Consider the following 6,269-nt stretch of genomic DNA (forward strand, 5'->3'; position numbering starts at 1 on the left):
TAAATCAAATGAAAATCAATATCATTTGCGTTATTTTCTTTGGAATTCTGAGTTCGCATTCCATTTTGGCCATTGTGGTTGCTCAGAAATGTCAAAACCTACTTGATAAAACAGTTGTAAGTCTTGTACAGCTCCCGATAGATCCCATTCGTCACGGTATCTGTCACATGGTTGATGGTAACAACCACGTAGCACTAAGCTCATGCGTTTACGATAATTAGCCGTATCTTCGTCAAGTGCTTCACTGCCACCACCCGCATACATCGCTGGAATACCCATGTTGGCGAAAGCAAAATGATCAGAGCGATAGTACCCGCCTGAAGATGGTTTAGGATCGCCCGAGACAGTGCGCCCTTGTGCATTAGCTGCCTGTGCTAATAGCGAGTCCATTTCTGATTTACCAATACCAACCACGCTGATATCTTTTACTTTGCCTAACAAGTTCAAGCTATCCATATTAATATTAGCGACTGTCTTATTTGCTGCTATCACTGGGTGTGCAGCATAATACTTAGATCCTAATAAACCTTGCTCTTCAGCTGTCACTGCCAAAAAAGTCATTGAGCGGCTAGGGTGCTTTGGTAAGTTTGCAAACGCTTCAGCTACTTCAATTAAGCCTGCAGTGCCTGTCGCGTTATCATGTGCTCCATTGTAGATTTGGTCGCCTTTACGGTTTTTATCAGTACCTAAGTGATCCCAGTGTGCTGAGTATATAATATGCTCATCTGGTTTTTCACTACCGGGTAAAGTCGCAATGAAGTTATATGAAATTGATTTTTTGATGGTGTTTTTAACCGCAACAGACGCTGTTAAATCGCCCATATCAACATGATAAGCGCCTTTTGCTGCATTGGCTTTCGCACTGGCAAAATCTAAACCTGCTTTAGTGAAAAGCTCGTTAGCAACCTCTGTGGTTACCCAACCTTCAACAGCGACTCTGTCCATATTATTGTTTTCTTTTTGAAAACCAAACTGCTCGCCGCTCCATGAGTTTTCAACCACAGACCAAGGGTAAGAGGCCGGTGCAGTTTCATGAACGATGATAGCCCCAGCAGCACCTTGACGGCTGGCTTCTTCGTATTTGTAAGTCCAACGGCCATAGTAAGTCATGGCATCACCGGTAAACAAAGCAGGATCTTTAGTGGCAAAACCAGGGTCGTTGACTAAGATCACCACAGTTTTACCCTTAACATCTAAACCTGCGTAATCATTCCAATTATATTCTGGGGCATTAACACCATAACCAACAAATACCAGTTCAGAGTCTTTAATACTTTGGCGTTCGCTAATGCGACTGCTGCCCATTACCATGTCTTTTTTATACTGGTAATCTTTGCCGCCGATAGTTAACACCATGTTTGGATCTGCTTCAAGAGACACCAACGGAACTTCTTGTAAGAAGCTGTCGCCATTACCTGGTTGATAACCTAGTTTTTTAAATTCTTCAGTAAGGTAAGCTAGTGTAAGTTCTTCACCTTTTGAAGATGGAGCGCGGCCTCCAAATTCATCGGAGGCAAGCACTTTGACATGCTCTGCGAGTTGTTGAGCATTGATTGAATTATACCCTTTGCTAACATCATCAGAGGTGAGACTTGTTGTTGCACATCCTGCAAGTACCGCAGTTGCAAGGAGTGTCAGAGAAAAATAACGTTTCATAGTCGCTCTTTTTTTGTTTTAAGTGAGCTCAGTATAAGAACTTCTATTAAAGAGAACCAGTTTTTGCGGTAAACTCCAACCATAATAATTGTAAAGCTAAAGATACTCATGAAGCGTTTTACCCCTTACGAACAATGGCATAGCCCCAGTTTAGAAAATGGTGCATTTAGCCATTTAAATACACTGTTTTCTTTAAATGGTTTATCCGACTGGCCGCAATGTGCGTGGTTTTCATCATTTTTAGATGCTAAAAATGCAAATCAGCAAACAATTCGCTTTGTTGATGACGCCTGCTTTAGTGAGGAAGAGCGCTATTATGAGCAAATCATTTTTGATACCGGTAAAGTACCAACGCGACAACAAAATTGGCATGACTTATTTGGTGGACTTATCTGGTGTTTATTTCCTAAAACGAAAGCATTAATCAATCAACGCCATGTTGAAGAGATCACACTTCACGGCACTAAAGTACGCTCAAAACACCGCAATGCCTTAACCTTGTTTGATGAATGTGGGGTTGTACTTGCTGTAAGTGATGATGTTTGGCCTGCGTTACTTAAAAATCATCAATGGCAGCAGGCATTTATTGAGCAAAGAGCGTTGTGGGGGAAAACCATTGCGCCATTTATGTTCGGCCACGCTAATTATGAAATGCTAACAAAGCCGTATATTGGTCTGACAGGTAAAGCATTATTTGTAAAAGTACCGAGTGACATATTTTGTAAAGATTTAGCCCAGCAGTATCAGTATATTGATCAAACCCTTTATGAGATGATTAGCGTCGATAACTGTTTAAGGGACAATAGCCAGCTCTCACCATTACCACTGCTAGGCGTACCAGGCTGGTATGATAATAATAACCCCGAGTTTTATAGTAATACAGATTACTTTAGACCAAAACGAAGGACACGAACATGATAGAAGTTACGGGGCTTAAAAAGAAATTTAAGCTAACTAAAGACCATAAAAAAAACAAAGTCGATAAAATAGATCCCCGTGAAGATAAAGATTATTTTCATTCGGTGCGAGATGTCAGCTTTCATTGTAATAAAGGCGAAGTGCTGGGCTTACTCGGCCCTAATGGTGCAGGAAAAACCACCACGCTAAGAATGATCTCGACAGCGTTAAAACCCGATGAAGGGCAAATAATTATTGCTGGTGAAGACATCATAAAAAAACCACTATTTGGTCGTAAGTCTATTGGATTTCTATCTGGCAGTACCGGTTTATATGGCCGTTTAACGGTAAAAGAAAATATCGAATATTTTGCAAAACTGCACGGTATGGGTAAAGACGCGATTAGGTCACGGTGTGAAGAGTTATTTGATTTACTCGACATGCATAGCTTTATTGATAAACGTGCTGATAATTTATCAACGGGTATGAAACAAAAAGCCAATATAGCCCGCGCAGTTGTGCACCACCCGGCAGTCGTAGTACTTGATGAGCCGACCACTGGATTAGACATAATGACCACTCAAACGGTGATCGAGTTTATCAAACGGCTTAAAGCGCAAGGGACTCCTGTTATATTTTCAACCCATCATTTAGATGAAGTAGCGCTACTGTGTGACCGCGTTGCGGTGATCAACGAAGGTATCAGTTGTTTTGACGGCAGTCTTGACGAATTTAAAAAAGTGGGTAAAAGCGACGAACTAAATCAAGCGTTTATGAATATTTTGACGGAGAAAAATAATGTTTGAAGTATTTAAAAAGGAATTAAAAGAGCTATTACGTGATAAAAAAACACTCATTTTTATTGTCGCATTGCCAGTTGCTATCTTTCCATTATTATTTGCGGTGATGGCATTTATTAGTTCTCAAGCAACACTTGAAGCCGAACAAAAAGTTCATACCTATGCCATTATCAATGGCGAATATGCGCAATCATTCACAGATAAAGTTTTTTACCATAAAAGTTTTCAATTATACAAAGGTGAACACACCTTTAATACAGTTGCAGAGCTTACTGAGGCCGTTAAAGCTGGCATCATTGATATGGGTATTTTCTTACCCGCAGATGCCAAACAAAACCTTGATGACGCAAAACAGAGCCAGTGGCAAGTGGTTTATAACGATGCCAAAGCGATTAACTTTTTATTCGACAGAGTAAAAGAGCTTGCTGAAGAATTTGGTAATAAGCTAAGAGCTGAAAAACTATTGAGTTATGGTGTTTCAGTTGAGCAACAAAGTGCGATTATTGATCCAATCAAAGTTGTAAAAGTTGATACCGCTGATAAACGAGAAAATTTAGGTGAGAAAATAGGCGGCTTTATTCCTTACTTACTGATCCCATTAGTTTTGATGGGAGCAACATACCCAGCAATTGATTTAGGTGCAGGTGAGAAAGAACGCGGCACATTAGAAACGTTACTACTGACACCAATCACCCGTACGCAACTTGTATTAGGTAAATTTATTACTTTACTTGCAGCGTCAATCGCCACCACAACGATAACCGTGTTGAGTATGGGCGTATGGATCAGTATCGCGATTTCTTTCATTGATTTGGATGTTATAAAAACAGCATTTAGTTCATTACGAGTATTAGATCTGGCACTCATTTTTATTATTTTATTACCCGTAGCGGCGATTTTTTCTTCTCTTGCGTTAGCAATATCGATTTATGCGCGTAGTTTTAAAGAAGCACAAAATTATATGACACCACTGAGCATGGGGGTGATATTTCCTATCATTGTTGCTTTATTACCGAATGTTGAGCTAACAGCTAAAACCGCATTTATTCCGGTTACTAATGTGGCTTTAGCGATTAAAGAAATTATCAAAGGTACGATTGATTACACGTTACTTGGACTAATCTTTTTAGCGACCGTGATTGTTGCCGGTGCACTATTAGCATTTTGTGTTAAATGGTTTAATAAAGAAGAAGTCTTATTTAGGTAACAAGTTGTAAAGAAGTAGGCTGGGCGTAGTTGTTACAATACTCTCAGTTAAATAATAAAAAATGACGGGATAGCTCGTCATTTTTTATTACTTATTTATAGTTTCATGGTTAAAACTAAGAATCGATAAAAAGCTCAAAGATAACTTTTTTAATTGCTCTATAATATAGTTTGTTTTGAAAGCAAACTGGCAATTTTGATGCGCTACCCTCTGACATTTTCTAATTTATTTCGCAGTAATAAACTTTCTTTATTAGCTTTGCTGTTTTTTTTCATCTTCGCAACTCCTGCTTTATATATTTATGAGCAAAAAGCACGCAAAGATGTTTACCAGATTGCCCAAACCACACTACAGCAAGAGCTTGATACAAAAGCACAAATATTAAAAGGGCATTTAAAAGACAGTGTCTCGTCAATCAACTTTTTAAATGTCACGCCGCCTATCAGTGGTATTAGTCGAGCCGCTGCAAATAACCTTATTGATCCACTATTAAATACGCCCATCGCAATATGGCAAACGCGCTTAGCTGAAATATTTAGTGGCTTTATGCGCACTGACCAGCAGCTATTACAAGCCTGATATATTACCCTTGCTGATAATGGTCAAGAAATTGTCCGTGTTGATAGGATCAATGATGTTGTGGTGCGCCTCAAGGGAGACTTATTACAACAAAAAGGGCAACGGGATTACATGCTTAATGCCAGCAGGTTAGATAGTGAATCTGTCTATATATCACCGATTAACTATAATCGAGAGCATGGTCAAATTCAGATACCCTACGTGAGTACCTACCGAGTTGCGAAGCCGGTATTTAATAAACAAGGAGCAGTATTTGCTGTATTAGTAACAAATTATTTTGCTGACGAGTTATTTAATAGTGTTACTTTTAGTTCATCTGCTGGGGTTGATGTTTATCTGTTAAATGATCAGCAGCAGTTTTTATTTCACCCAGATCCTAAACTACGATTTGGTTTTGAGTTTGGTCAAGACATTACTTGGTCAAGTGTATTTAGTCAAAGCCAAGATATGAGCAGCCAAGCGACTTTACCTTTTCATGATTTACCAAGTCATTATTATTTAAAACAACGTATTAGTTTAGAAAATAACATTAGCATGTTGCCCCTTGAACTTGCGGTATCAATTAATACCGATATTTTGTTAACAGACGTTGCTAAGCGCCGTGATCATTTTGTGTTGGTAATTATTTCACTTTTCACTGCTTTGTGGTTATTAGTGTGCTTATACCAAAGGTATATAAACCGCAAATTAGAGCTTCACACCTTGAAGGAGCGTAATAACAAGATTATTGAAAATTCTCTCGATGCAATTTTAACAGTACAAGAGGATGGCCTTATCAGTAATGCTAATAAAACAGCATTACAGTGCTTTGATATCATTATTGATCACACCCAGTTTACGCAATTATTTTCGCTAGCAGAAGGTGATAAGTCATGTATTGATGAAACAATAGCACAGGGATCAAAACCATCATTTGAAGGCGTATTTATTGACCCGCAAGATCAACAACACTTTTACTCAATTACACTTACTAGCGTGTTTGATATCTTTACCCAGCGCTACCAAGTAGCAGATGTATGGACTCCTCCCCATTAACGGGAGAGTACGGTATAAAGAAACTGCAGAGAATCTTTTACCAAATTAGGAGTCCATACATGGCACATTGTAATTTAGTTGCTATTGATTTAGCA

The 6,269-nt window shown here is 38.9% G+C and carries 6 protein-coding genes; 5 read left to right on the forward strand and 1 reads right to left on the reverse strand.

All coding sequences use genetic code 11. The features are described 5' to 3' along the window. Positions 1-30: 30 nt before the first annotated feature. Positions 31-1,656 carry a M28 family metallopeptidase gene (locus tag H5180_RS04270; RefSeq protein ID WP_145233903.1) on the reverse strand — a complete coding sequence of 542 codons (1,626 nt, stop codon included), beginning with the start codon at positions 1,654-1,656 and terminating at the stop codon, positions 31-33. A gap of 108 nt (positions 1,657-1,764) precedes the next feature. Between H5180_RS04270 and H5180_RS04275 the strand changes: the two genes are divergently transcribed. From H5180_RS04275 to H5180_RS04295, 5 genes are all read left to right on the forward strand, one after another. Next, positions 1,765-2,574, forward strand: coding sequence for a DUF3025 domain-containing protein (locus H5180_RS04275; protein ID WP_145233905.1), 810 nt, complete (start codon positions 1,765-1,767; stop codon positions 2,572-2,574). Continuing rightward, positions 2,571-3,359 carry an ATP-binding cassette domain-containing protein gene (locus H5180_RS04280; protein WP_145233907.1) on the forward strand — a complete coding sequence of 263 codons (789 nt, stop codon included), beginning with the start codon at positions 2,571-2,573 and terminating at the stop codon, positions 3,357-3,359. Before H5180_RS04275 ends, H5180_RS04280 begins: the two co-directional genes overlap by 4 nt. Further along, complete coding sequence (locus H5180_RS04285; RefSeq protein WP_145233908.1) at positions 3,352-4,560, forward strand: ABC transporter permease subunit; 1,209 nt, start codon at positions 3,352-3,354, stop codon at positions 4,558-4,560. The genes H5180_RS04280 and H5180_RS04285 overlap by 8 nt, the downstream gene beginning before the upstream one ends. A 198-nt stretch (positions 4,561-4,758) precedes the next feature. Then, a complete protein-coding gene (locus H5180_RS04290) occupies positions 4,759-5,139 on the forward strand; it encodes a hypothetical protein (protein WP_182757724.1) in 381 nt (126 codons plus the stop codon). Positions 5,140-5,199: 60 nt separating this feature from the next. Further along, entirely contained in the window at positions 5,200-6,174 is a 975-nt protein-coding gene (locus H5180_RS04295; protein ID WP_182757725.1) for a hypothetical protein, read from the forward strand. Positions 6,175-6,269: the final 95 nt, after the last annotated feature.

This window comes from Pseudoalteromonas sp. SR41-4 (assembly GCF_014163985.1).
GTDB lineage: Bacteria > Pseudomonadota > Gammaproteobacteria > Enterobacterales > Alteromonadaceae > Pseudoalteromonas > Pseudoalteromonas rhizosphaerae.

Bases quoted from the DNA above. Each gene is read 5' to 3' on its own strand.
- H5180_RS04270 (WP_145233903.1), bottom strand. From the start codon at position 1,656: ATGAAACGTTATTTTTCTCTGACACTCCTTGCAACTGCGGTACTTGCA.
- H5180_RS04275 (WP_145233905.1), top strand. From the start codon at position 1,765: ATGAAGCGTTTTACCCCTTACGAACAATGGCATAGCCCCAGTTTAGAA.
- H5180_RS04280 (WP_145233907.1), top strand. From the start codon at position 2,571: ATGATAGAAGTTACGGGGCTTAAAAAGAAATTTAAGCTAACTAAAGAC.
- H5180_RS04285 (WP_145233908.1), top strand. From the start codon at position 3,352: ATGTTTGAAGTATTTAAAAAGGAATTAAAAGAGCTATTACGTGATAAA.
- H5180_RS04290 (WP_182757724.1), top strand. From the start codon at position 4,759: ATGCGCTACCCTCTGACATTTTCTAATTTATTTCGCAGTAATAAACTT.